We start from the raw sequence: 24173 nt of genomic DNA, 5'->3' as shown, positions 1-24173 counted from the left end.
GCATCGAGCGCATGACGACCAAATGGATTGATGGCAACGAGTACCATCAATATGGCAGCAGCCGACCAGACCCTTATCAAAGCAATATTGGCTTTCATTCGATAACCGTAGGCGCGTACGCTAAACTGATCGCGCGAAAATCTACTACCATCGATTTGTCAAAAAAAGATTACTGCGGTGCGCTGACCTGACCGCCTTTGCCACGTGGAACCCTGCTGCCCCGAGAGTGCCACCAAAAAGGGGGCGACCTCGTCCCCCCGTAATGCCTCTCGCCTGACAGGACGCCAGCCTATCACCCTTGCCGTTATCTGTGGTCGACCACCCCGATCGGCTGCGATCGAAATCACGCGGCTCTCATTCGACGATGGCGCAGGTCTTAACCCTGGACGGTGCAGAAATCTGCGATCGCCTTTGGACTTGCGTTCAGCGTTCGAAGGGTTCGCCGAGCGATGCGACCCCGTTCAGCTTCAGGAGACGGCGGTCTGCCGAAATGATGCCGAGCACGAGGATCGTGACAAGGTAGGGCAAGCTTGCCAGCAACTGCGACGGAATATTCACGCCCGTTGCCTGCGCGGCAAGCCCCATCAGCGACACGGCTCCAAAGAGGCACGCGCCGAGGAAGATCCTGCCGGTAAGCCAGGTTCCAAAGACCACCAGTGCGATGGCAATCCATCCACGTCCCGCGATCATCCCGTCTGCCCAGAGTGGCGTGTAGACGACTGCAGCATAGGCGCCGGCAAAACCAGCCATGGTCCCGCCGAAGGCAACAGCCGCGACGCGGACGGCGATGACCGGATAGCCGATGGCGTGCGCGGCCTTCGGGTTCTCGCCGACGGCACGCACGATAAGGCCGGTTTTGCTGTAGGCGAACACAGCCCAGATCGCCAGAGTGACAACGAGTGAAAGCCAGACGACGATGTCCTGTACGAAGAGCGTGCCAACGACAGGGATCTGCGAGAGCCCGGGAATGCCAATCTTCGCGATCCCGGGAACGGTGAGCGCTTCATATGACTTGCCGAACAGCGCCGAAAGCCCTTGGCCAAGGATGCCGATGGCCAGCCCCGCCGCGACCTGGTTTGCACGAAATCCGATTGCGACGAAGGCGAAGATCAGCGACAGCATCGCACCGCCGGCGCCGGCGGCGACGAAGCCGAGTAAATGTCCGCCTCCATGGTAGACGATCACGAAGGCGAGCACCGCGCCAAAGGCCATCAGGCCCTCAACACCGAGATTAAGCACGCCGGCGCGTTCGACCACGAGTTCACCGAGAGCTGCGAGAAGAAATGGCGTCGCGGCCGCGAGCGTGCCGGCAAGGATGAACTGGAAGGCGTTCATGGTTGGCTCCGGTGAGCGGCGCGCGGCCAGTCGATGCGGTACCGCACGAAGGCGATGGCGATGAGGTAGGCGAGCAAAAGACTGCCCTGAAAGACGCGGACGGCGGCGATCGGCAGATTGGCCGAGACCATCGCATTGTCGCCACCGATGTAGAGAGCCGCCATGATCATTGACGAAACGACGATACCGAGCGGATGCAGACCCCCGAGATAGGCGACAATGATGGCCGCATAGCCGTAGCCGGTGGAGATCGAGCGCTGCAACTGCCCGAGCGGCCCCGCGACTTCGGCGGCGCCGGCAAGTCCGGCGGCGAAACCGCCGATCAGCAGCGAAAGCCAGATCGCCCCGTTTTCATTGAAGCCGGCATAGCCGGCAGCGCGAGGGGCAAGCCCGCCCACCTGAAGCTTGAAGCCGGTAAAGCTCCGCTGCATGAAGATCCAGGCGAGCACGGACAGCACAAGCGTGATGAGGAGCGAGACGTTGACACGGGTGCCGGGAATGAGGGGGGGCACCATGGCATCGTACTGGAACATCACCGACTGCGGGAAGTTGAAGCCGTTCGGGTCCTTCCATGGGCCAAGCAGCAGGTAGTAGAGCAGTTGCGCCGCAACCAGGCTCAGCATCAGCGAAACGAGGATTTCGTTGGCATTGAACCGGACGCGCCAGAAGGCGGTTAGTGACGCCCAGAGCGCGCCGCCGACGGCACCGAGCAGCAGCATCGCCGGCCACATCCATTGGCCCGTGGCGTTCGGAAGCCAGATCGGGATTGCCGACGCGAAAATCGCGCCGAGGATGAACTGGCCCTCGGCGCCGATATTGAAGACCTTTGCGCGAAAGCCGATCGCAAGACCCTGAGCGATCAGGAGAAGCGGCCCCATCTTCAAAAGCACTTCGGAAAATGATGACCAGGAAAGAAACGGTTCGAGCAACATCGCATAGACGACCGCTGCAGGATCATGGCCCATCAGGACATAGAGACCGAGATTGAGAAGCGTCGCCACCACGAGGGCGATCAGCGGAGCGAGCAGGGTTGCTGAGAGGGAGGCACGCTCCCTGCGCACAAGGCTCGGGAGGAAACTAAAGGAGGATGCGCTCATGCAAAGGCTTTCTCGGAGGATTGTGCCCCGATCATGTATCGACCGATTTCTTCAGGCCGCGTATCGCGGGTAATGAGTGGCGGGCTCAGCGTGCCGTGGTAGAGCACCTGGATAAAATCGCAGAGCTCGAAAAGCTCCTCGAGCTCCTCGGAAATGACGAGGATCGCCATGCCTTCGTTGCGCAGGGTGATCAGCCGTCGGCGGATGGCCGAAGCTGCTCCGACATCGACGCCCCAGGTGGGTTGGGCGACGAACAGCAGCCTCGGCGACAGCATGATCTCGCGGCCGACGATGAACTTCTGCAGGTTGCCCCCTGAGAGTGAGCCGGCTTCCGCCTCCGGACCGGAGGCACGAACGTCGTACTGGCGCATGCAGTCCTCGGTAAACGCAGTGGCTTTCGCCTTGTCGACGAGGCCGTGCTTCAGAAGGTCGAGCGGATGCGCGGTCAGGAGGCTGTTAAGGGTCAGTGGCATTTCCGGTACGGCGCCGCGCCCAAGCCTATCTTCCGGGACGAAAGCGAAGCCGAGCCTTCGGCGCGCAGCCGCATCAAGCCTGCCCACGTCCGTGCCCATCATGAGCACGCGGTCCACGTGGTCGCGCGGCAGCATCGTTTCGCCCGATATCAGCGCGGCGAGTTCGCTCTGTCCGTTTCCGGACACCCCGGCGATGCCGAGAATTTCGCCAGCCTTCACCGCCAGGCTGATGTTGGAAAGCGAGGTGGCGAAGGGGTCATCAGGACGATGGCTGAGGTCGACGATCTCGAGCCGCTTTTCGCCTCCGGAGTGGGGAAGGGCCGGCATCGGCTCCGGACTGTCGCGCCCGATCATCATGCGGGCGAGGTCGTGTGCATCATGCTCCCGCGGGTCCACGTTGCCGGTCACCCGGCCGCCGCGCAAGATGGTCGCGCGGTCGCAGATTGCCCGGATCTCCTCGAGCTTATGAGAGATAAAAAGGATCGAAACGCCGCCGTCCCGCAGCCGCCTCAGGGTATCGAACAGCTTTTCGACGAGCTGGGGCGGCAAGACCGAAGTGGGCTCGTCGAGGATCAACAGCTTTGGGTTGGTCATCAGGCATCGAATGATCTCGACCCGCTGACGCTCCCCGACCGATAGCGCGTGGACATGGGCGAGAGGATCGACCTCGAGGCCAAAATCGCGGCCGAGCTTGCGGACGCGCTCGGTCAACTCGCCCTTGCGTCCAGGTACAACCAGCTGGATGTTCTCGATGACGGTCAGTGTCTCGAACAGCGAAAAATGCTGGAAGACCATGCCAATCCCACAACGCCGCGCCTCAGCAGGAGAGGCGAGGTCGAGGGCGTCGCCTTCCCAGGCAACGGTTCCGTCATCCGGTTGCTCGACGCCGTAGATAAGCTTCATCAGCGTCGACTTGCCCGCCCCGTTCTCTCCGAGAATCGCATGAATGGACCGCGGCGCCACATCCAGATCAATGCCCTGGTTGGCTTTGATCTGGCCGTAGCTCTTGGAAATGCCGCGGAGTGACAGGAGGGGCGCAGCCATGGATCACTTCGGCAGAGGCGTAGTGACGCCCTTGACGTGCCAATCCATGGCAATGATGTCTGCGTCCGAAAGCGTCGCGCCGACTGCCGCGGCCTGGCTGCCATCCGCCTTGGTTACCGGACCGGCAAAGGGCGAGCCGCTGCCATCGGCGAGTCTGGCCTCGACCTCCTTCATTTTCGCCGCCACGTCGGCCGGGATATCCGGGCTCGCATCGGCGATATGAACAACCTTTTCCTTCATGCCGAGGAATGCGTTGGCGCCCTTGAAGGTGCCAGCCAGGTGGGCGTCGACGGAAGCCTTGAAGAACGGGGACCAGTCGGTCGCGGCACAGCCAAGATAGAACTTCGGCGCATATTTCTTCATCGAGGAGTTGAGATTGAGCGAGTAGACCCCTGCCGCTTCGCAGGCCGAGACGACGGATGGCGTGTCCTGGGCGTTGGAGAAGATCACGTCGCAGTTCTGGGCGACGAGCGCTTTGGCAGCTTCCTGCTCCTTGGCCGGATCGAACCACGAATTCACCCAGACGACCGTAACCTCGGCCTTCGGGTTGACTGCCTGTGCACCCAGGGTAAAGGCGTTGACGGAGGCAATCAGTTCCGGAATAGCGAAGGCGGAGACGGAGCCGAGCTTGCCTGTCTTGGAGACGGCGGCGGCGGCCATGCCAAGCAGATACGTGCCTTCGAAGTTCTTGGCAGCAAAGGGCGAGAAGTTCGGCGCCACCTGATAGCCCGAAGCATGCAACACCGTGACTTTCGGGTTGCGGCGGGCGATCTGCAGTGCGCCGTTCTGATAGCCGAAGGAGCCGGCGATGAGGAAGTTGTTCCCGTCGGCTACCGACTTGGTCATGATGCGGTCGGCATCTGGACCTTCCGCGATGTTCTCGAGCACAGTGACCTTGACCTTGTCGCCATAGGCAGCCTTGACCGGTTCGAGCCCGTCCTGGAGCGCGCGACCCCAGCCCACGTCGCCGATCGGCGAGGGAACGACGAGGGTGATGCCGAGCGGGCCGTCGGCTGCCACGGCGGCTCGTGTGCCGAAGGTGCTGGCAAGGCCGGCAGCTGCAACGCCTTGCATCAGTGTTCTGCGGGTGATGTTGGTCATTTTTTGGTTCCCCTTCTTTGCGTGTCTTAGAATGTGACGGTCGCGAGCGCGGCTTCCGCCTCGGCAAACAGCCGTTTTTCGTCAAGGCCAATGAACTCGCCATTCTCCCATACGATACGCCCGTTGATCATGGTCATGTCGGTCGGCATGCCGATGCCTACCCTGGCGATGAGGCTCAGCGGATCATGGCGTGTGCCGACATAGTCCATGCGTCGCGTATCGATAGCAAACAGGTCGGCCGCCATCCCGGGCGCCACCTTGCCGATGTCTGCTCGACCAAGAAGCGCCGCGCCGCCGGTCGTGGCATAACCGAGGAAATCGACAGGGGCCGGGACGGGGTGTCTGCGTCCCGATGCCGTCAGGCATTGCAGCATGTAGGCTGAGTGCACGCAATGCAGCAGGTTCGAATTGTCATTCGATGCGGCGCCATCACAGCCAAGCCCGATACGAAGGCCAAAGGCCTCCATGGCCGGTATGTCGGTCACTTCCGCCCCGACCAGATAAACTGGCTCCGGGCAATGCGAAACCCCGGTGCCATCTGTCGCCATCCTCGACAGTTCGTCATGATTGAGCTCCCAGCAATGGGCGTAGAAGGCATCGGGGCCGGCAAATCCGAGCTCCGCGCAATAATCGACCGTTCGCATCCCATGGCGCGCAGCGATGACGGTGCTCTCGCCTTCGCCGACATGGGTATGCATCCGCACGCCGCGATCGCGTGCCAGTGCTGCCGACTCGACAAAGGTCTCGCGGTAGCTGTTGACGGGCTGACAGGGAGCGACCACCACCTGTCGCATGCTGAAAGGCCTGTTGTCGTGATAATTGTCGATCAGACGGGCGCAATCGGCGATGAACTCGTCCGTCGTTTCCAGCATGGCGTCGGGAATCGTCGACCCTTCCGATTTCGGCAGGGTGTTACCGCCACGCCCGGCGTGAAATCGCATGCCAAGGAGCTCGGCTGCCTCGAACTGTCGGTCGACCAACCGTTTGCCGGCATGTCTCGGGAAGCAATACTGATGATCAAAGGCCGTCGTGCAGCCATGCTTGATCAGCTCGGCCATGGCGGTGACGGATGAGTGATAGAAGCAATCCTCGTTGAGCCGCGAGAAAACTGGATAGATCCTGTCAAGCCATTCGATGACCGACAATTTCGTCCAGTCGAGGTCAGCGCGGTTGCGCACGAAGGTCTGGAAGAAATGATGGTGCGTGTTGACGAGCCCCGGATAGACGAACCAGCCGCTGGCGTCCCTTGTGATGGTTTTGGCCGGGAGCTCGCGCTCGCCGAGATTGTCACCGATCGCCTGGATGGCGGGGCCATCTGTGAGGACGTCAACGTTGCGACGGGTAGTCAGCCTCTTGCCGTCGTCAATTACGACAGCTGCGCAGTTTTTCAGGAGGTAACCGGCCATGTCATTCCTCACCCGCCTTGATCGATGGGTCGGGCTTCAGCTCATGCAGTCGATGGATGCCGGGCATCTCGATGAAGCCATCGAGTGCGCGAATGGCGCGCGACCAGTGGCGGATCGCGGGGTACGGATCAAGCAGGACGCCACCATCGGGAGCGAGCGCGACATAGGGGAAACAGGCTATGTCGGCAATCGTTGGCCGGTTGGATGCGAGGAACGGCTTGCCCCGCAAGGCTTGCTCGACCAGGCCGGCCTCCAGTTCCCGCAACGCCGCGATACCCTGTGCCTGAAGAACGGCGAGATCGCCCGGTCGCAGCAACATCTCGTGCAGGCGTGCCCCACCGAGATTGGCGGTCAGCCGATGTGAGAAAGACAGCCACTGCTGCAGGCGGGATGCCTGTTCGGCCGTGCCGTCACCCAGCCACTCCGGAGCGCTTTTCATTGCGAGATAAACGAGCATGGCCGATGATTCGGTCAGCAGAAGATCGCCATCCTCCAGGATCGGGATGGAACCTGCAGGGTTGAGCGCCAGGAGCTCCGCGCCCCGATGCTCGCCGCCCGGATGGAAATCCACGGGCCGGATCTCCAGGGGAATGCTGGTCAGGGCAGCCATGAGCCGCACCTTGTAGCAGCTCGGGGAAAGGATGTAGTCGTAGAGTTTCATTGCGCCACCAGCTGTGCACCGTAGGTGTAATTGTGACGTTTGAGCCAGCGCCGGTATGCCACAGACGTCATATCCGCGCGGGTGGGGATTTCCATGCCCGGATCGAGGGGCAACAGACGCGGGATCTGGTTTTCGAGGATCGACCGATCCTGCAGAAAGATGGTTTGCTGGAAATGGATGAGGTCGGTCATCGAGGTTTCATCGTCAAACAGCGCCATCCACGGCCAGACGTCGCAAAGGTCCTCGGCCAGCGGCTGCACGAAAAGGGTAATGACATCCCATTCGCTCGGCCGGGGTGGGCAGGTCTTGTAGAGCACCGAGCAGGTCGGGGCTGGGACGCGATACATGTATTCCGTGGTTATGCCGCCGCTCGCAGACTTCGCCGCCTGCGGCTGGTAGAACTTGACCTGAGTCGCCCAGACCTCGTCTTCGACGTCTCGAATCTCCGCCTTGTAATTCTGGACTTCCGTGTGCGGCTCGGCGCCGAGAATGTCGGTGTGCACGAAAGGAAAATGCGCAATGTCAAGAAAGTTCTCCACCGCGCGAAGGGGCGAGCAGCGGACGCGAACGACACCGACTTCGACAAACCGGCGGCCGGGCTGATCAGCCTCGGGAATGGAAAAAAGGTCCTTGTCGGGCACTCCGAGGGACGACCAGACATGGCCGAAACGCACGATGACGGGAAGAGCACGGCCCGCGGACGTCGTCACGACAGCATCTCCGCCCGCGGCGGCCGAGACCTCGATCGGTTCGCCCATCAGGGCCGTCTTGTAGATGCCCTTTTTGGTGTGGCTGAAAAGGCCAACGGGATACCACTCATTGAGCATCGCATTTTCGCCCATTATGCGATCCCTCCTTGGAGGCTTTCAGCGCGTCGTCGCACGCTCTCCGCGGCCCGCGATGCCATGATGCGTTCGAACGGCGTCGCGCTGTCGTCGACAAGAACATGAATGAGCGTGCAGTCCTGCTGCAATTCAACGAGCAAAAGGCGGATTGCCTGTGAATGCTCAACGGTCTGCAACAGGCCGGAAGCGTCCACGGTTGCATTGGCGGCACGCTCGATGGTGCCAATGCCCGCATTTGCCGTCAGCGAGCGCAGCGGAACAAGGCCGTCGAATCCGGGGGGGTGATGGGCGGGAGTTCCAATGGCCACCCAGAGCAGCCCGTCGACCTCCTCAACCTGTTGTGACTCGACGCGGATCGTCTCCGGCGGCGAGAGACCGGGATGGGCGGGGATGCGGAGACAGTGTCCCTCCTGTGCGTAGCTCCAGCCATGATAAATGCACGACAGCGCTTCGCCGCGTACGAACCCATGGGACAGGCGCATGCCGCGATGGGGACACCGGTCAGCCGATGCTGCGACGCGACCCGAATCGGACCTCCAGAGAGCGATCGAACCGGCCGTGGTGCGTGCGGGAATTACCGTTCCTGGCGGTAGATCCGCTGAGAGCGCAACTGGCGCCCAGAAGCCCGTCGTTTCGGCTGGCATGATTTTAACTTTCTTCGTATTATCAATGCTTTGCGCCGCTTCAAGTGCGACGGGTCATTCACGACTTGCAGCGGGCGAAAAGCAAGTTTGCATAATCTTTTCGCATTGGCAACGCTGATCAAATAACGTGCACCGGAAAATCAAGCCGGTGTTACCGGACTAGTTCACATCCTTGCCAACCGCCGTGCGAACGATGGTTTCCACCCAGACATCGATAGGCCCGAGAGAGCATCCCACTTCCATCATATCGATCAACTCTTCGGGGCCAGTAACATCCAGCTCGATCCGGTCCGCACTGGTATGGAATATGGATTGCGACAGGCCGAGTTTTTCCGCGTGACGCCTGATCCACGGAACGAAGGACGCTGCCTTGACGTCCCCGAGAATTGTTATCCGTTCCTTCAGTTGAGCCTGTGTTTTTTCTGCCATGGACGTCTCTCGCTGCGTTTGCTTGCAGCATAGCGTCTAATTGATCCAGCGGAAGCGCGATGTCGTCCCTGTGGACAATGCCGCGGCCCGGGAACGACGGCCGTCGCCGGCCGTCGAGGGTTTCGATGCCGATTTACATGACGCTGACCATTAGGCGCGCCCGTGCTTCGAGGATGGCGGCACAGGCGGCGGCAGCTTCCTTTCCCTTGGTCACGAAATGCTGCTCGAAGAAACGGACATGGACCTCGGTTTCCTGGAAGTGATGCGGGGTCAACACCACTGAGAGGATGGGTGTGCCCGTATCGAGCTGAACGCGCATCAGTCCGTCAAGGACGGTTCCAGCAACGAAGTCGTGTCGATAGATTCCGCCGTCGACGACGAAGGCGCAGGCAACGACTGCGTCGTAGCTGCCGGTGGCGATCAGTGACTGGGCATGAAGCGGAATTTCGAGGGCGCCCGGGACATCGATGATCTCGATGTCTGACCGGGAGCGCCCGATGGCTGTCCATTCGTCGGCGAACGATTGAACTGCCTCGTCAACAATATTGGCATGCCAGCGAGCACGGATGATTGCGATGCGTTTTTGCGTTGAAACGGTTTGAAGCATTGAAATGCCTTTCAAGGGTATTGCCGGTGGCCCGGCTGTGACGACAAAGCCCCGGAGGGCCTGATCCCTTGAGCGAACAGACAAGACGCGGCTCTTTCGCTGCGAAAGACGCGCCTGCCATGTCCTCTTCCATCCGGACTATACCGTCGGCTCCGGCATCGCACCGGATCTGCTGACCTTCCGGCTACACCGGAAGCGCTCGCGGGCTCCAGGCCTGGACCTGATACCGCCGGTGGGGATTTGCACCCCGCCCTGAGAACGGGACGAGATTAATCCGAGCGCCGAGAGCGATGCAAGCCCCTGTCCGTCTGACATTGTCGCAATCCTGCCAGTGAAATCCCGGCACGCCGGGTTTCGGCCGGGATCGACCACCGCCATCCTGAAGATTACGCATCGAAGGTGCGCAAGATTGCTTCGATCAGCACCACGGCCGACGCCGCGCCCGGATCCATGTGGCCGATGACCCGCTCGCCAAGCCGTGAGGAGCGTCCCTTGGCAGCAATCATGTCTTTTGTCGCTTCCGCGCCCTCGACTGCGGCCTCAAGCGCAGCGCTCAGGCATTGGCCAAGAGGCTTTCCCGCAAGGCGGGCGGATCTTGCTGCCGCCGTCGCCGGGACCCATGCATCGATCATCGTCTTGTCGCCCGGATCAGCCTTGCCGCGGTCCTTTATTCCGTTCGCCATGGCTTCGAAGGCATCGACCATGTCGTCGTCGGAAAGGATCGGCTTGCCTTTCACGCTAGAGCCCGCGCGCATGAAGGCTGTGGCGTAGAGGGGGCCGGACGATGCGCCGACAGCCGACAGAAACGACTTCGCCGCGCTGTTAAATACGGTCGTCGGATCGCTTGCGGCGGGATCAAGGGCCGCTACGGTGGTCGCCGCGGCGGAAAAGCCGATCTCCATCGCGATCCCGTGGTCAGCGTCGCCGATGACACCGTCGAGTTCGCACAAGCGCTCCTTCTCGCGCCGCATGGCTTCGGCAATCGCGCCGAACATGTCCTGCAGTTGCGTCACACCGATCTGCATCTTTGCGCTCCCCTACCGGGCCTTGAACATCGCGCAGTCGCAGGGATGATCGATCAGGCGCTGCAACTCGTCGTCAAGATGCATCAGCGTGATCGAGGCGCCCGCCATTTCCAGCGATGTGCAGTAGTTGCCGACAAGCGACGTGTGGATGGCAAGGCCAGCTGCATCGAGACGCTGACTGACGCGCCGCATGAGGATGTAAAGTTCCATCAGCGGCGTTGAGCCAAGTGAATTGACGAGGACGGCGACACGATCACCGGCGTCAGCCTGCATTTCGGAGAGGATCCTGTAGAGGAGCGTGTCGGCAACCTGGTCAGCGCTTTCGAGAGCGCCGCGTGCCACGCCTGGTTCGCCGTGGATGCCCATGCCGATTTCCATTTCGCCCTCGCCGATCGCGAAATTCGGCTTCAGTGTCTGGGGCAGGGAACAGGGTGAAAGCGCAACACCCATCGTATAGGTCCGTGTGTTGGCATGGCGGGCCACCCGCTCGACCTCGTCAAGGGAATATCCAAGATCGCAGGCGGCGCCAGCCGCCTTGAAGATGAAGACATTGCCAGCAACGCCGCGCCGCTTGTCGCGCTGACTGCGTGGCGCTGAGGCGATGTCGTCAGTCGTCAGGACAGTCCTTACCTCGATATCGTCCATTGCAAGCATTTCCGCGGCCATGTCGAAGTTCATGACGTCGCCGGCATAGTTTCCGTACATGAACAGAACGCCCGCGCCGCCATTTGCGGCGGTCGCACAGGCAATGATCGGATCAGGCGGGGGAGAGGCAAACACGTTGCCGACAGCGGCTGCATCGGCAAGGCCCTTGCCGACAAAGCCGAGAAAGGTCGGCTCATGTCCGGAGCCGCCACCAATGACGAGACCCACCTTGCCCTGGCGCGGCCCATGACGCGCGACGATCGCACGGGGCATGCCATCGACGGCATAAAGATGGTCGGGATGGGCACACAGGATGCCCTCCAGCATTTCGTCGACGGCATTATCGCCGGCATTGATGAGCTTTTTGGTCTTCACGCCAATCCTCCCATTGTCGTGCAATCGCTAGGCGAGGATCAATTCGCATGATGAGGGTGTTCGGTCACGCAAATCGGAACCGCCTTTTGACGGCAGCCGCGCCTGGCGCGACTGCCGACATGACTAGCGGCTGTGATACTTCGTATCAAGCTCATTGATTGCGTTGACGTTGCCCGCCGAGCGACCCTGTTCGTCGAAGGTCTGGTTGAGGAAGGCGTCGGCGATCGACTTTGCGAGTTCGCTGCCTATGACACGCGCACCCATGGTGATGATCTGGGCGTTGTTGGAGAGGGCGGCGCGCTCGGCCGAATAGGTGTCGTGGGTCAGCGCGGCACGGATGCCCGGGACCTTGTTTGCCGAAATGCAAACGCCGATCCCGGTGCCGCAGACAAGGATGGCACGGTCGTAGGTGCCATCAAGGACGCCCGAGGCGACGCGATCGGAAAGATTCGCGTAAAATGGGTCCGCTCCTTCCGTCGTCCGCGATACCTCCTTTACGTCATAACGGTCCTTGAGGTGCTCGGCGAGGACCTTTGCGAGGCCTTCGCCTGCGCTGTCTCCTGCGATTGCCAGCTTCATGATCTTTCTCCTCGGAGTTTGGCGGCGCATTTGGCGAGGATGTCGAGGTATCCTTCGACATTCCAGGCAGAACGGCCGATGAAAAGCCCGTCGATATGCGGGCACGAAATGAGATCTTCACAATTTGCCGGATTGACCGACCCACCGTAAAGGCATGGGATCTTGCGGCCGAGAACATCTTTCGCGACGGCAATGATCTCGGCCTGGCGGGCATCGGCATAGTCGGCACTTGCCGGAATTCCGTTCTCGCCGATCGCCCAGACAGGCTCGTACGCGAGAAGGATTTCTTTCGACATCTGATGCGTGGACAACGTGCCAAGAGCGCCACGGACCTGCCTTTCGAGCATCGTCGTGGCCTGACCGCTCTCCCTGTCGGAAAGCGTCTCGCCAATGCATATCAGGGGGATGAGGCCATGGCGCACGGCAGCCTCTGTCTTCAACCCGACTGTTTCGTCCGTTTCGCCGAAAAATTCGCGGCGTTCGGAATGGCCGAGCTCGACAATGTCGAGATTGCAGTCCTTCAGCATCACCGGTGAGATCTCGCCGGTCCATGCTCCCTGGTCTGCCCAGTGCATGTTCTGCGCCCCGACCTTGACTGACGTATCGGCGAGCATCTCCTTAACTTCGCGCACGGCGGTGAAAGGTGGAATGACAAAGCGTTGGATTTGGACGTCGCGCATCGCATCGGCGGCTTTCAAACCGGACGCAAACTGCCTCGCTTCTGCGAGCGTCTTGTTCATTTTCCAACTGGTTCCAATCCAGAACTGTGGTGTACCGGTCATGTCAAATCCTGCGTTGATGCGATCGTCAGCGTGATGCCCTGCCGATCGAACTCCTCCTGGACAGCCGCCTCTAGGGGGCTGTCGGTGATGACGGCGTCGAAGTCGGCTAGGTCTGCCATCACATGCAGGGCAGTGTGGCCAATGCGCTGGTGGTTTACCAGCAGGCATTTGCGCGTCGAGGACGACATCATCGCCCGCTTTGCCCGCACGACATTGTCATCCATGTGGTAGGCAATCTTGCCGCTTACGGCAGGAGTGGAGATGAAAGCGATATCCGCTCTCAGCCTGAACAGCGCTTCCTCCGTCACGACGCCCAGAAATGCGTTGAATTTCGGCGAATAAATGCCGCCGAGCGCGATTAGCGTGATGCCGGATTCGCTTTTCAGTCTTTCCATGACTGCGGCATTGTTGGTTATCAACGTCAGCGGACGTTTCTGGACAAGCATCTCGCCGAGCACTGCGGCCATCGAGCCATCATTGACCATGACGGTCATGCCCGGTTCGACAAGTTGGATTGCCTTTCGAGCCATTGACAGCTTCGCTTCGTGGCCTTGGCGCTCGCGGATGCGAAAGTCGCTTTCGAACTGGGTTCCTGCGTCGATCGTCGCGCCCCCACGAATTTTCCGAAGCACACCAGCATGCTCAAGATCATCGAGATCGCGGTGGATCGTCATTTTCGAAACGGTGAAGCGATCTGCGAGATCATCGAGATCAACGGTCTTGCTCTCGACAAGCAGGTTGACGATCGACTGCTGGCGCTCCTCGCGCTTCATCTGGTTCTCCCTGACGTCTCAATCGCAAAATAACACATACATTACGCGAATCAACAAAAATAATGTGATTTTGTTATTTTCTGTCGTGAGATTCCTCATGCCACTAATGATCGTGCCGTCCGCTCGTCGGTAATGAGCCCGAACAGCCGATGGCTGTTGAGGATTGCTCGGATAGCCTCCACCTTCGATTGGCCGCCTGCGAGCGCCACCAGTCTCTCTGTGCGCTTCTTCGGGAAGGACGCCGACAGCGTCCGGCCCGTCAGGGCCGTCTCCAGCACGTGGCCGGTGGCATCGAAGAAGTGCCCCAGGATCTCCCCGACGCCCCCCGCAGCGGCAATATCCTCTATCTCGCCGGGCTCGATCATGCCTGATAGCACGAGCTGGGCCGCAGCATCGACGGTTCCGAGCCCGACGAGCTTCAGGTCAGCCTTGTTAGCGAGTTCGAACACCTCCTTGACCCCGCGCTGTGCGCGCAAGACCTCCCGGTCTTCAGAGGTATTGGCGAAGAAGGGGACCGGCATGACGAATGCGTGCGTACCGGTCTTTTCGGCGATCCGATGCATCACGTCATAGGGGTTGGCGCCGTAGTTCCGGGTCAGTCCCCCAAGCAGCGAGACGAAGCGGACGTCCCTTGCGGCCACGCGCGGCATGTACTGCACGGCTGCGGCAAGCGTGCGCCCGTGGCCGAGGCCGATGACCTTGTTGTCGCCCCGCTCGATTTCCCGTTTCAGAAAGGTCGCTCCGGCGTGGCCGAGTGCACGAAGAGGGAGGCCGTCCTCGCCGAGATCGGGGGCCACTTCGCAGTAGCGAAGCCCGAACCGCTCAGCGAGCCTGTTTTCGAGCTCGACACATTCAACGATGTCACCATCGATCGTGACCTTGACCACACCATCGGCGACGGCTCGGGCGATCAGGCGATGGGCCTTCACCGAGGGAACACCGAGCCGCTTGGCAACGTCAGACTGCGTCAGCCCACCGGCGTAATGTAGCCAGGCGGCACGCACGGCAAGCGTGTCATCTGTGTCCGCCATTGGCTGCTCCTTTCCGTCGTGCGGCCCGCACCCTGCGCCGCTTCGTGAGAGCGACGTTTTAAATCGAAGGATCAAATGTTCAAGTCGTCGACGCCGGTGTCGAGATGTGCGGCCCAGAACGCCACGCTCTCGGCAATCTGCGGTATGACCTGCCGATCATTCGGCTCGCGTTCCTTGAAAGAGAGTTCGAGGCAGATCTCGTTGTCGACCGCTCCCCCTTCCAAGAACGCCTGAAGCAGCGGGGCCGGCTGGATTCGGCCTTTGGCGTTGAATTCCGCGGTAAATGGCCGGTGACCGCCCTTGTCCATGAGGCTCTGCTTGATGTGGATGATTGGCGAAACCTTTGGAACGGCCCGCGCCCAGGCATAGGGATCATAGTCAGCCGCGTTTGCGGAGGTAATGTCGCCATGGTCGATGTCAGCCATCATCCACATGGGGACCGCAAGCTTTTCCGCCGTCAGCCTTTCCTGGAGTGCCAGGCACTGAGATATCGTCTCGCCGAATTCCCGTCCAATGCTCATCGGTTCCCAGAAGACATAGGACAGGCCGGCCGAGTGGGCGTGGTCGGCGACCTCAGCCCAGCAATCGATTGCTATCCTGATCAATTCCTCGCGCCTTTTGGGATCGTCGTAGTCCCTGTAGGTAAAGATCGCAAACTGCGTCCCGACTGAATGGCCACCGAGGTCTGCGATGATGTCGGCAAAGGTCTTGAACCAGTCGATATAGTAGCGTCGCACATCCTTGTCCGGATGGCCAAAGTGGTTGAGGCGACCGTAGGGGCCGGTCATGCCTGAGGTAACGCGCACGCCGGTGCGCTTGAGTGCCGCGCGCATCGTCCGCGTCAGCCGCCTAATGATGGGGGCCTGCCAGCTCGGATTGATGAACTCGTGCGTCAATTGCAGGTCTCGCAGCCTCAGATCGCGCGCGACAGTTTCGATCAGGTCGTCGGGGTCTGCGAAGCGGTTCACCAGGGGATTGGTATTCAGGGATAGCGTGAGCGGCATGCGATCATCCTTCAGGCGGCGGCGACGCGATGAACTGACGCAAACCACTCGGCAAAGGCTTTGCGTTCGGCATCCGTCAGATGGATATAGTGCTTGGTACGGCGATACAGGACGTCGTCGGCTGTCTCTGCCCATTCCGTTGCAATCAGATATCGGGCCTCGGCCTCATAAAGCTGGCCCCCAAAATGGCGGCCGAGCCCTTCAAGGTTGGTTGCGGTCGAAACCACATTCCTTGTTCGCGAGCCGTAGAGACGGCCATAGTGATGCACGAGCTTGCGCGGCATCCAGGGGTAAGTGTCACGCAGGCCGTTGGCGAAGGTCTCGTAGTCGGCATTGGCAATATCACCGCCGGGCAACGGCGTCTTTTCCGTCCAGTCATGTCCCATGTTCGGAAAGATGTGCTTGAGGCGCTGGATGCCGCGTTCTGCCAGTTCCCGGAATGTCGTGATCTTGCCGCCGAAGACGTTGAGAAGCGGGGCGCCGCCAGTCTCGTCGAGATCGAAGACATAATCGCGGGTCACCGCAGACGGATTGCCCTTGCCGTCGTCGAACAGGGGCCGCACGCCGGAAAAGCTGTGCAGGACATCGGACCGGCGCAGCTTCTCCTTGAAGTAGCGATTGACCGCCTTTAGCAAATAGTCGATCTCGCGCTCCTCGGCAGAAACGTCCTCGGCCCGGCCCTCATAGGCAATGTCAGTCGTTCCGATCAAAGCCTTGTCGCCTTCATAGGGATTGATGAAAATGACGCGCTTGTCGTCGTTCTGCACCAGGTAGGCGTTGGCGCCTGCCCAGAACTTCGGCACGATGATGTGGCTGCCCTTGACGAGACGGACATTGCGGGAGGAATTCGAGCCTGCGACCCGGTTGATCACATCGGTCACCCAAGGGCCAGCGCAGTTGACGAGGCATTTGGCGCGAAAGGTTCTTGTGTCTCCGGTCACGCTGTTCTTGGTGACGATGGTCCAGCCGCCATTTTCCCGCCGGGCCGAGATGGCCGGCGAGCGGGTGAGTACGATGGCGCCCTTCTCGGCGGCTGCAAGCGCGTTCAGGACAACGAGGCGCGCGTCGTCGACCCAGCAGTCGGAATATTCGAAGCCACGAGTGTACTGGTCGAGGATCGGGGTGCCCTCGGGATCGCGCAGAAGATTGAGCGTACGAGTTCCCGGCAATTTCCTGCGTCCGCCGAGATGGTCGTATAGGAACAGGCCAAGCCTTACCAACCAGGCAGGCCGGTCTTGCGGGCTGTGTGGCAGGACGAAGCGCATCGGCCAGATGATGTGGGGGGCCGCATTGAGCAGGACCTCACGTTCGATCAGCGCTTCGCGCACCAGGCGAAACTCGTAATATTCGAGATAGCGAAGTCCACCATGGACGAGTTTTCCCGAACGCGACGAGGTTCCCTCGGCGAGGTCATCCTTTTCGCACAGTGCGACCTTCAGGCCACGCCCGGCTGCATCGCGCGCGATACCGGCACCATTGATGCCGCCGCCGATTACGAAGAGGTCGAGGTTATCGGATTCGGTCATGTCATGCTCCTTGGCGGTCGCTGCATCGCTATCGGATTTCGGTCTGTGCCGGCGACGTTACCGCCGCGCCGGCTAGTGTGTCCCATGCGGGCGGCATCGCCCGGCGGATGCCGGTATAGGCGGAAAACAGCCTGTCGAAGCGGGCGGCGTCGTCGGCCTGTGGAACCTCCGCCTCGCCAAGCAGGGGCGTGACCCAATCGGTGATGCAGTCGTCCATGTTTTGATAAACGCCAACCGCAACGGCTGCCATCATCGCAACGCCGGCAGCTCCGGTTTCCTCGCGTTGCGAAAGCCTGACGGGGGCATTGACTGCAGCCGAGAGGGATCGCCTCAGCGCGGTGGATCGTGTCGCCCCTCCGGTAATGCGAAGCTCCTCGGGCATGTTGCCCATGGCCGCGTAACAGTCGCGCGTTGCAAGGCCGAGGCCTTCGATGACGCTGCGCAGAAGATCGGCAAAGCCGTGCCTGACCGACAATCCGGAAAAGCCGGCCCGCGCGTTCGCATTGACGAAGGGTCCCCGTTCGCCTGCCTCCGAGATGTAGGGGTGATAGAGGACGGAGCCGGGGCGGCTTTGATCGTACCAGGCATCGATGCGGGCGACGAGTTCGGCGTGGGTAACAGACTTGCCGGCGTCCGACATCAGGGAACCTGCGAGACCGAGGATCCAATCAATGTTGATGGTGGCACCCATGTTCGTCTGAACCTGAGTAACGATGCCAGGGACCGGAAGGGCGATGACGTAGCCGGTTCCTTCTGCGTTGAGTGTGACGTCGGCTACGGGCTTGGCTCGCAGGTGGACCCCGGTGGAGCCAATCGTCGAACAGGCCGCATTGCGTCCCGAACTGCGCACGCCAGCGCCCAGGGCGGTCATCACCATGTCGACATAGCCCAGGCAAACGGGGGTCCCGGGCAACAGCCCACAGGATGTTGCCGCCTCCGCGGTCAGGCCGTGGGTTATTTCGGTGCCCTCGATGATTTCGGGAAGCAAGGCGCGGCGGCGTTCGAGCCCCAGTGCGTCGATCACGACCGGATCGTAGCGACGTGTACGGAAATTGCCGAAGGTGAAGCTCGCTTCGGAGGGATCCGTCGCGCGCACGCCTGTCAGATTGAGGTAAAGCCAGTCCTTGCAATGGAGCGCCACTTCGGCGCGATCGAGAAGCTCTGGGGCGTGGCGCTGCATATGCGCCATCTGGGCGCCTTGCTGACAGGTGTTGAGCCCAGTGCCGGTTGCCTCAAAGCGGGCGCGGTTGCGCTCCCGCGCCGCGAGTGCGGTGACTGTCGGCGCTGCGCGCGCATCAAGCCATAACCAGGCGTCGCCAACAGGTTCGTTGCCTGAACCCACAAGCCATGTCCCGTCGCCCTGTCCCGTAACGGCAATTGCTGTTGTACGCGAGGCGAGCCCCGGCACCTTCTCGCCAAGGCCACGAACCGCGCCGACACAGTCCTTCCAGGTCTGGGCGAGCGATTGTGTCGCCGAGCCGTCGTCGCCGGTCATGTAGGCATTTCGAATAGATGCGCTCGCAATCTGCTTGCCGGATAGTGCGAAGGCAACGGCTTTGATCACGGACGTACCCGCGTCGATCCCGATGATGATCTGGTCAGTCATCGTCATCGCAGCCCTATTCCTCAGACAAGCTCGGCGTGATCACAAGCATTGGCCACCCACGAGTTGCCAGACCGCGCATTGAAGTCATCTTAAATCCTCCCATTGCTAACCGCCGTTGCAACGGATCAGCGGGCCAACGTTTCTCCGCAGATGCCACCGCGTGAGGCATGTCCGCCCAGACGAGCATCTGGCGGGCCAAAATCAAAGATAACATAAAGATACCATTAGGCCAGTAAGAATTTTCTAGTGTTGAAAAATTCTTCATATATGATTGACATCACCAACTCGCCGGCTGGCGCTTTAGAGCCGAGCTGACCCAGCAGGCTTTGCCCGTGAGGCAAATCCAAATTGCCGGCCGAATCGGAGTAAATTTACATGTTGTATCAATTGCTTGTTGTCCTAATGCGTGTGGAGGGAATTGTGCATTGCGGCTGCAGTTTTGCTGCAGTGCGGTGGACGCATTAAAAGGAATTGCCGGCCGCGCTGATTGCGTTTCGCGAAAAGCCCCGTTGACAGGCCCCTCAAATTATAACATTGTTGTGGTCAGAAATAACACTTTTCTATCACGGCGGCAGGCTCGGATGGATTGGTTGCGGACCGAGCGGCGGAGGAGAGGCTGCCGGTTCCGGCGAGGAGGAGAACCCGATGGCGCTTTCGTTCACATCACCATTGCGAGCCTGCCCTGCAGCTCGGTGGAAACCGTGCGCGGCACGGGATGATCCTGGCGCGAGCGCCGTCATCCTCGCCTTCTAGGGAAGACCGACCTACCAAACATCAAGGGCCGTGCTGATATGAGTACACAGACAAGCGCAGCTGCAGCCAAGCCGGGCAGCTCAAACCTGAAGACTATGATCGGAGCGGCACTCGTTGTTGTCGTTGTCGGGGCGATCGCGCTCGATACGACCGTCGTGCGGATAGGGTCGGAAAACGATGTCAGGCAGCAGGCATTTTCCCCGGAATCCTATGGCGCGGACCAGTTTCCAAAAATCCAAGCGGCCGTGACCGACAAGGCGGTTGCTGCCGGCGAGCTTGCCAGCGCAATCGCTGCGGACAAGAAAGCTGCCGGCGAAAAATTCGGCGTGGCGACAAGCACGGGGCCTGTCATGCCGGTTTCCTTCACCGGCGTTTTTGGCGAGCACAAGTCGAATTACAACGAAGTGAAGATCGACGGCCTGCCGCCCGAGATCGTGGTTCGCGTGCAGACCGGGCCTGCCATCAACGGGACGGATCTTCGCGACGCGACCGGCACGATCGAGTTCGGTCAGTTCACCAACCAGATCCAGTTCCAGGACGCGGGATCGGCAATAAACAACGAAATGAAGAAGTCGGTTCTTGCCAGCCTCGACACGGCAGCGCTTTCGGGCAAGACAGCGTCCGTTGTCGGTGTCTTCAAGCTCATCAATCCCAAGAACTGGCTGGTTACGCCAGTGAAGGTCGACGTCAAATGAGCCAGCCATCGCGCATTCCCGCAGAAGGCGGGGAGGTCGTCCTCGCTGCACGCAACATCGCCAAGTCCTATGGCAGTGTCCACGCCCTGAAGGGTGTGAACTTCGACATCCATCGCGGCCAGATCACCACGCTGTTTGGCGAGAATGGCGCCGGCAAGTCGACGCTGATGAAAATCCTGTCGGGCGTCGCGCAGCCAAGCTCGGGTGACATCATCCTTGATGGACATCCGATCAGTTTCGTTTCCTCCACGCATGCCCGTGAATACGGGATCTCGATCATCCACCAGGAACTTAGCCTGGCGCCGAACCTCAGCGTTCGCGACAACATCTTCATGGGACGGGAGATCATCTCGGGGGGCGTGGTCGATTTTGCCGAAGAGGAACGGCAGACACGGGCGCTGATGGAAGAGCTCGAAGAGGACATCGATCCGTTGACCCCGGTCGAGGATCTGAGGCTCGGACAGCAGCAGATTGTCGAGATTGCGCGAGCCCTGTCGGTCAATTCGCGCATCCTCATCATGGATGAACCAACATCGGCGCTGAGCGCCACGGAAGTCGAAGTCCTATTCAAGGTCATTCATGACCTGACGAGCCGCGGCGTTTCGATCGTCTATATTTCCCATCATCTCGAGGAAGCATTGCAGATCACCGATCATGCCGTCGTCCTGCGCGATGGCAACATGACGGCTTATGCACAGCGCAAGGACATCGATCTCGAGTGGATCGTGAGAAACATGGTCGGTGATAATTTCGATCTCGGCAGCCCTCCGGAACGAGACAGGTTCGGCAGCGTCGCTCTCGAGATCGACAATCTCAGCGTCCCCGGTCCAGCGGGTGCTGCCTATAATGCCGTTGACCGCCTATCGCTCGAGGTGCGGGCGGGTGAAGTCGTCTGCATCTACGGTCTGATGGGCGCCGGGCGCACGGAGCTCCTCGAATGCGTGGCCGGGCGGCTGCGCGCCAATGGCGGCAGGGTCCTGCTCGAAGGCCAGGACGTCGGGCACTTCAGCATTGCCGATCGCATTGCGAGCGGTCTGGTCCTCGTTCCCGAGGACCGGCAGAGGGACGGTCTCGTGCAGACAATGACAGTTGGCTCCAATCTCTCGCTCGCCAGCATCCGCGCCTTTACCAAGGGACTGTTCACATCAGGGCGGCGCGAACGCGACCTCGTCAATGAGTCGATCCGCAAGGTTCATGTGAAGACCGACGGGGGAGAGGCCGCCATCGGCTCGCTGTCCGGTGGCAACCAGCAAAAGGTCGTCATTGGAAAGATGCTGGCCACCAAACCAAAGGTCATCCTGCTCGACGAGCCAAGCCGCGGCATCGACATCGGCGCAAAGGCGGAAGTTTTTAAGCTGCTTGCCGAGCGCGCCAAGCAGGGACTGGCGGTCATCTACTCGACGTCCGAAGTCAACGAATGCCTCAGCATCGCTCACCGCATCATCGTCATGCATCGTGGCAGGATATCGGCTGAGTTCGGCGCCGATGTCACCAAGGAAAAGATCATGGCCGCCTCTGGCGAAGCTGTGGTCGCGCACTAGCCTGGAACTATGGAGCACTGATTATGTCAGTCACGAACGTCACCGAGAAAAAGTCAGTATCCAACGGGCAGAAGCGCAACACCAACATCGTGCGCCTTATCCTGGAAGGTCGCGCATTCTTTGCGTTAATCGCCATCATCGCGGTCTTCTCCTTCCTGTCGCCCTACTACTTCACGCTCAACAACTTTCTGATAATGGCATCGCACGTCGCAATTTTTGGCATTTTGGCGATCGGCATGCTGCTTGTCATCCTCAATGGCGGCATCGACCTTTCCGTCGGTTCGACGCTCGGGCTCGCCGGCTGCATTGCCGGGTTCCTGATGCAGGGTGTCACCCTCAACCAATTCGGCATCATTCTCTATCCGCCCGTATGGGCCGTGGTCGTCATCACATGCGCGCTTGGCGCGGTTGTCGGTGCGGTCAACGGCGTGCTGATTGCCTATCTCAAGGTGCCAGCCTTCGTCGCATCACTTGGCGTCCTGTACGTGGCTCGCGGCATTGCCCTGTTGATGACCAACGGCCTGACCTACAACAATCTCGGGGGGCGCCCCGAGCTCGGCAATACTGGGTTCGACTGGCTGGGCTTCAACCGCCTGGCGGGTGTCCCGATCGGTGTAATCGTCCTTGCCGTGCTCGCGGTCGTCTGCGGCATCGTGCTCAGCAAGACCGCTTTCGGTCGCTGGCTCTATGCCTCAGGCGGCAACGAGCGCGCAGCCGACCTGTCGGGTGTCCCCGTCAAGCGCGTCAAGATCACGGTCTACGTGCTCTCTGGTATCTGCGCGGCGATTGCGGGCCTTGTTTTGTCGTCCCAGCTGACGTCAGCCGGTCCGACGGCGGGTACCACCTACGAACTGACAGCCATCGCGGCCGTGGTAATCGGTGGCGCGGCGCTGACGGGGGGACGCGGCACGGTTCGCGGCACGATGCTCGGCGCCTTCGTGATTGGCTTCCTCTCGGATGGCCTCGTGATCATCGGCGTCTCGGCTTACTGGCAGACCGTTTTCACCGGCGCGGTCATCGTGCTCGCCGTTCTAATGAACAGCATCCAGTACGGACGTCGCACCAGGGCTGGCTGACGATCATCAAGCAAACTTATCCTCGACGGCAAAGCAGATTGAACGCATCGCCGATTGCGGAAAGCACCGCCGGGACCCCGGCAATATCTGAGCTCACTAAGGGAGAGAGACTATGTTCAAGAGAGGCATGCGCATTCTTCTGGCCGCCGCCGCCGTGGCACCGATCTTCGTAAGTTCTGCCTGGGCAGCCGGGCAGATGACGATCATCGTCAACGATCCGTCCAACCCGTACTGGCTGACAGAAGGAAATGTCGCCAAGGCGACCGCCGAAAAGCTCGGCTACACAGCATCCGTCAGCGCTCACAAGGGTGACACCAACACCGAAAGCAACCTGATCGACACGGCGATCACCAACAAGTCCGTCGCCATCATTCTTGACCCGGCCAATGCGGACGGCTCGGTAGGCGCTGTGAAGAAGGCCGTCTCGGCAGGGATCCCGGTGATCCTCGTAAACGCCGAAATCAACCAGGAAGGGCTCGCCAAGGCGCAGCTCGTGTCCAACAATGCACAGGGCGCGGCTATTGGAGCGCAGCAGTGGGTCGAGGCTGTCGGCGACAAGGGTAAATATGCCGAGCTCTTCGGTGCCCCGTCCGACAACAATGCCGCTACGCGGTCGAACGGTTACGAGACTGTGTTGACGCAGTACCCCGATCTGCAGAAGGCAGCCAAGGAAGTGGCCAACTGGGATCGTACCCAGGGACACAACAAGATGCAGTCGATGCTTCAGGCAAACCCTGACATCATCGGCGTCATATCAGGCAACGATGAGATGGCGCTCGGCGCAATTGCGGCACTCAAGGAAGCTGGCAAGCTCGCCAACATCAAGGTCGGTGGCTTCGATGGTTCTCCGGACGCCGTCGCCGCCATCAAGGCGGGTGAACTTCAGTATACTGTCCTGCAGCCGGTTGCCATTTTCTCTGAGGAAGCCGTGAAGCAGGCCGACAACGTCATCAAGAACGGCAATACCGGCGCCAAGAGTGAAAAGCAGCTCTTCGATTGCCTGCTGATCACCAAGGACAACGTCGACAAGTACACGGGCCCGTTCGTCCTGTCGCAGTAAACTCCAAAGGCGCTCAAAGGGCGTCCCTCCCGAGCGGGGACGGGCAGGCAACTGCCCGTT

The 24173-nt window shown here is 60.6% G+C and carries 23 protein-coding genes and 1 riboswitch; of the genes, 4 read left to right on the top strand and 19 right to left on the bottom strand.

Annotation, left to right across the window (positions count from 1 at the left end; all coding sequences use genetic code 11):
* Positions 1-423: 423 nt before the first annotated feature.
* From RGCCGE502_RS26950 to RGCCGE502_RS26860, 19 genes are all read right to left on the bottom strand, one after another.
* Positions 424-1335: an ABC transporter permease gene (locus tag RGCCGE502_RS26950; RefSeq protein WP_016557378.1), complete on the bottom strand. Its 912-nt coding sequence runs from the start codon at positions 1333-1335 to the stop codon at positions 424-426.
* Entirely contained in the window at positions 1332-2432 is a 1101-nt protein-coding gene (locus tag RGCCGE502_RS26945) for an ABC transporter permease (RefSeq protein ID WP_016557377.1), read from the bottom strand. The genes RGCCGE502_RS26950 and RGCCGE502_RS26945 overlap by 4 nt, the downstream gene beginning before the upstream one ends.
* Positions 2429-3949, bottom strand: coding sequence for an ABC transporter ATP-binding protein (locus RGCCGE502_RS26940; protein ID WP_016557376.1), 1521 nt, complete (start codon positions 3947-3949; stop codon positions 2429-2431). Before RGCCGE502_RS26940 ends, RGCCGE502_RS26945 begins: the two co-directional genes overlap by 4 nt.
* Positions 3950-3952: 3 nt before the next feature.
* Positions 3953-5050, bottom strand: coding sequence for a BMP family ABC transporter substrate-binding protein (locus RGCCGE502_RS26935; protein WP_016557375.1), 1098 nt, complete (start codon positions 5048-5050; stop codon positions 3953-3955).
* Between the two features lie 26 nt (positions 5051-5076).
* The gene (locus RGCCGE502_RS26930) at positions 5077-6456 is read right to left on the bottom strand and encodes an amidohydrolase (protein WP_016557374.1); all 1380 of its coding nucleotides are present in this window, start codon (positions 6454-6456) and stop codon (positions 5077-5079) included.
* 1 nt (position 6457) lies between these two features.
* Positions 6458-7117: a glutathione S-transferase family protein gene (locus RGCCGE502_RS26925; RefSeq protein ID WP_016557373.1), complete on the bottom strand. Its 660-nt coding sequence runs from the start codon at positions 7115-7117 to the stop codon at positions 6458-6460.
* Positions 7114-7959 (bottom strand): aromatic ring-hydroxylating oxygenase subunit alpha, encoded by an 846-nt coding sequence (locus RGCCGE502_RS26920; protein ID WP_016557372.1) that lies wholly within the window; start codon positions 7957-7959, stop codon positions 7114-7116. Before RGCCGE502_RS26920 ends, RGCCGE502_RS26925 begins: the two co-directional genes overlap by 4 nt.
* Positions 7959-8606 (bottom strand): Rieske 2Fe-2S domain-containing protein, encoded by a 648-nt coding sequence (locus tag RGCCGE502_RS26915; protein ID WP_016557371.1) that lies wholly within the window; start codon positions 8604-8606, stop codon positions 7959-7961. Before RGCCGE502_RS26915 ends, RGCCGE502_RS26920 begins: the two co-directional genes overlap by 1 nt.
* 159 nt (positions 8607-8765) lie before the next feature.
* The gene (locus tag RGCCGE502_RS26910; RefSeq protein ID WP_016557370.1) at positions 8766-9035 is read right to left on the bottom strand and encodes an acylphosphatase; all 270 of its coding nucleotides are present in this window, start codon (positions 9033-9035) and stop codon (positions 8766-8768) included.
* Positions 9036-9168: 133 nt separating this feature from the next.
* Positions 9169-9642 (bottom strand): 6,7-dimethyl-8-ribityllumazine synthase, encoded by a 474-nt coding sequence (locus tag RGCCGE502_RS26905; RefSeq protein ID WP_016557369.1) that lies wholly within the window; start codon positions 9640-9642, stop codon positions 9169-9171.
* A gap of 117 nt (positions 9643-9759) precedes the next feature.
* Positions 9760-9906, bottom strand: a riboswitch (FMN riboswitch).
* Between the two features lie 122 nt (positions 9907-10028).
* The gene (gene dhaL / locus RGCCGE502_RS26900) at positions 10029-10667 is read right to left on the bottom strand and encodes a dihydroxyacetone kinase subunit DhaL (protein ID WP_016557368.1); all 639 of its coding nucleotides are present in this window, start codon (positions 10665-10667) and stop codon (positions 10029-10031) included.
* A gap of 12 nt (positions 10668-10679) precedes the next feature.
* Entirely contained in the window at positions 10680-11687 is a 1008-nt protein-coding gene (locus RGCCGE502_RS26895; RefSeq protein ID WP_016557367.1) for a dihydroxyacetone kinase subunit DhaK, read from the bottom strand.
* Between the two features lie 123 nt (positions 11688-11810).
* On the bottom strand, positions 11811-12266 hold the full coding sequence (derI, locus tag RGCCGE502_RS26890) for a D-erythrulose-4-phosphate isomerase (RefSeq protein ID WP_016557366.1): 456 nt from the start codon (positions 12264-12266) through the stop codon (positions 11811-11813).
* Positions 12263-13048 carry a triose-phosphate isomerase gene (locus tag RGCCGE502_RS26885; protein ID WP_016557365.1) on the bottom strand — a complete coding sequence of 262 codons (786 nt, stop codon included), beginning with the start codon at positions 13046-13048 and terminating at the stop codon, positions 12263-12265. The genes derI and RGCCGE502_RS26885 overlap by 4 nt, the downstream gene beginning before the upstream one ends.
* Positions 13045-13821 (bottom strand): DeoR/GlpR family DNA-binding transcription regulator, encoded by a 777-nt coding sequence (locus RGCCGE502_RS26880; protein ID WP_016557364.1) that lies wholly within the window; start codon positions 13819-13821, stop codon positions 13045-13047. Before RGCCGE502_RS26880 ends, RGCCGE502_RS26885 begins: the two co-directional genes overlap by 4 nt.
* 95 nt (positions 13822-13916) lie before the next feature.
* Complete coding sequence (locus RGCCGE502_RS26875; RefSeq protein ID WP_016557363.1) at positions 13917-14852, bottom strand: sugar-binding transcriptional regulator; 936 nt, start codon at positions 14850-14852, stop codon at positions 13917-13919.
* 71 nt (positions 14853-14923) lie between these two features.
* On the bottom strand, positions 14924-15856 hold the full coding sequence (locus tag RGCCGE502_RS26870) for a sugar phosphate isomerase/epimerase family protein (protein ID WP_016557362.1): 933 nt from the start codon (positions 15854-15856) through the stop codon (positions 14924-14926).
* Positions 15857-15867: 11 nt separating this feature from the next.
* Positions 15868-17382: a glycerol-3-phosphate dehydrogenase gene (locus RGCCGE502_RS26865; protein WP_016557361.1), complete on the bottom strand. Its 1515-nt coding sequence runs from the start codon at positions 17380-17382 to the stop codon at positions 15868-15870.
* Positions 17383-17410: 28 nt separating this feature from the next.
* A complete protein-coding gene (locus RGCCGE502_RS26860; protein ID WP_016557360.1) occupies positions 17411-18994 on the bottom strand; it encodes an FGGY-family carbohydrate kinase in 1584 nt (527 codons plus the stop codon).
* 785 nt (positions 18995-19779) lie between these two features.
* Here RGCCGE502_RS26860 and RGCCGE502_RS26855 point away from each other — a divergent pair.
* The 4 genes from RGCCGE502_RS26855 (at position 19780) to RGCCGE502_RS26840 (ending at position 24113) form a co-directional block, all read left to right on the top strand.
* Entirely contained in the window at positions 19780-20436 is a 657-nt protein-coding gene (locus RGCCGE502_RS26855; RefSeq protein WP_019280295.1) for a DUF2291 family protein, read from the top strand.
* On the top strand, positions 20433-21977 hold the full coding sequence (locus RGCCGE502_RS26850) for a sugar ABC transporter ATP-binding protein (protein ID WP_016557358.1): 1545 nt from the start codon (positions 20433-20435) through the stop codon (positions 21975-21977). The genes RGCCGE502_RS26855 and RGCCGE502_RS26850 overlap by 4 nt, the downstream gene beginning before the upstream one ends.
* A 23-nt stretch (positions 21978-22000) precedes the next feature.
* Positions 22001-23053: an ABC transporter permease gene (locus RGCCGE502_RS26845; RefSeq protein WP_016557357.1), complete on the top strand. Its 1053-nt coding sequence runs from the start codon at positions 22001-22003 to the stop codon at positions 23051-23053.
* Between the two features lie 112 nt (positions 23054-23165).
* On the top strand, positions 23166-24113 hold the full coding sequence (locus RGCCGE502_RS26840) for a D-ribose ABC transporter substrate-binding protein (RefSeq protein WP_016557356.1): 948 nt from the start codon (positions 23166-23168) through the stop codon (positions 24111-24113).
* The last annotated feature ends 60 nt before the right edge of the window (positions 24114-24173 follow it).

The organism is Rhizobium grahamii CCGE 502 (assembly GCF_000298315.2).
GTDB classification, from domain to species: domain Bacteria; phylum Pseudomonadota; class Alphaproteobacteria; order Rhizobiales; family Rhizobiaceae; genus Rhizobium; species Rhizobium grahamii.
The sequence above is the reverse complement of the archived record's forward strand: the minus strand, read 5'-3'. Positions and strand labels throughout refer to the sequence as shown.